Source organism: Desulfosarcina cetonica JCM 12296, from assembly GCF_001311845.1.
Classification (GTDB): Bacteria; Desulfobacterota; Desulfobacteria; order Desulfobacterales; family Desulfosarcinaceae; genus Desulfosarcina; species Desulfosarcina cetonica.
On record NZ_BBCC01000446.1, the window covers coordinates 1 to 1421 of the forward strand.

3 protein-coding genes are annotated in these 1421 nt (G+C 62.8%); all 3 read right to left on the reverse strand.

Going from position 1 to position 1421, the window contains the following annotated elements; all coding sequences use genetic code 11:
- Positions 1 to 428 (reverse strand): hypothetical protein (locus JCM12296_RS39495; protein WP_218188453.1); only part of this gene is annotated, 428 nt, incomplete at its 3' end.
- Positions 428 to 937, reverse strand: a complete 510-nt coding sequence (locus JCM12296_RS34825) for a phage tail protein (RefSeq protein WP_054702771.1) — start codon at positions 935 to 937, stop codon at positions 428 to 430. The genes JCM12296_RS39495 and JCM12296_RS34825, both read right to left, overlap by 1 nt.
- A 12-nt stretch (positions 938 to 949) precedes the next feature.
- Positions 950 to 1421, reverse strand: a 472-nt coding sequence (locus JCM12296_RS34830) for a phage tail sheath family protein (RefSeq protein ID WP_172684272.1), incomplete at its 5' end; no start/stop codon positions are given.

A 1421-nucleotide genomic window follows, 5' to 3' on the forward strand; every position in this document is an offset into this window, starting at 1 on the left:
TCTGGTCGGCCCCGTTGGGCGTGCGCCAGCGGCGGGTACCGGCGGCAAGGTCCGTTTCGCAAAACGGATAGGTCGGCCCGGCGGGCTTGACCGGCAGGGCCGAAAACCGCAGCGGAAAGTCGAAAGGCTGGCCGCAGGCCGTGCATTCGACCGTGAACCAAGCCTCGTCCTCGCCCAACCACCCGGCCAGACAGACCGCCAGAAATTGCCGATCGCCGACGCAAAGCGCATCGACCCATGGTGCCTCGGGGGCCAGATCGCCCGATATGCGCCAAGGCGGCCTGCAAGATCATCGTGGTCGCCTCGGGCAGGGTTTCGGCGCTCTGCAACGCCTCGCCGACGGCCAGTTCGACCGCCCCGGTCAACGGCCGGAAACCGACCTCACGGTGCCGCCGGCCGTCATGCCACAATCCACCCGGCAGGCGCATCAGAACTCCGTGGGTTCCGAAACGCTGGTATCCCGCTGCCAGCCTTCGTGCTGCAGGGTGACGGTCTGAATCCCCACGGTATTCATGCTGCCCGCATCCAGATCCGGCACGGCCTGATAATCGGATACCCAGGCCCGGTAAAGCCGGTAGGAGATCGCCACCTGCCCTTGCAGGTTCAGCACATTGATAATGACATCCTTGCGAAAATTCTTCAGCGACATGCCGCCGTCACCCTCGATGTTGTTCACTAGGTTGGCCCAGGATTCGAAAACCGGATCGTGGGTCAGGCCCTGCTCGAGCGTGACCGGCTCGTAACTGGTGCCGCCGGGCATGATGCGCTCATGGGAGGGATCGTTGGAGGCGCGCCATTTGACCGGTTCGGTCTTCTTCTTGAGCGCGCTCATCTTCTTGAGCCCGGCCACCACCTTGCCATCGATGACCACCTGGAATTTGAAAGTCCGGTAGGGGTCATGACGATAGGCGTTGACGGAAAAAAGGGGAGCAGCCATCCGTATCCTCCTTTATTGTTGGGCAACCTTTTGCTGGATTCTGACAATGACGAATTCGGCCGGCTTGAGCGGGGCAAAGCCGACGATCACGATCACCTGGCCGCGGTCGATATCGCCCTGGGTCATGGTATCCCCCAGGCCGCAGCGCACGAAATAGGCATCGGACGCCTTTTCGCCCTGGAAGGCCCCCGCCCGGAACAGGCCGTCCATGAACGAACCGATGTTGCCGCGAAGGGAGGCCCACAGGTTATGGTTGTTCGGTTCGAACACCGCCCACTGGATGCCGTTGAAAATGCTCTGCTCGATCATGATGGCCGTGCGCCGGACCGGCACGTAGCGCCATTCGGGATCGGCCTTGGTCGCCAGCGTGCGCGTCCCCCAAATGACCGGTCCGTATCCGGGCATGCGCCGCAGGCAGTTGATGCCAAGCGGATTGAGGCTGTCCTGTTCGCCATCCTCGACCACATACTGCAGACCGGCGACG

Excerpts from the sequence above, each read along its gene's own strand:
- JCM12296_RS34825 (WP_054702771.1), bottom strand. The coding sequence starts at position 937 with ATGGCTGCTCCCCTTTTTTCCGTCAACGCCTATCGTCATGACCCCTAC.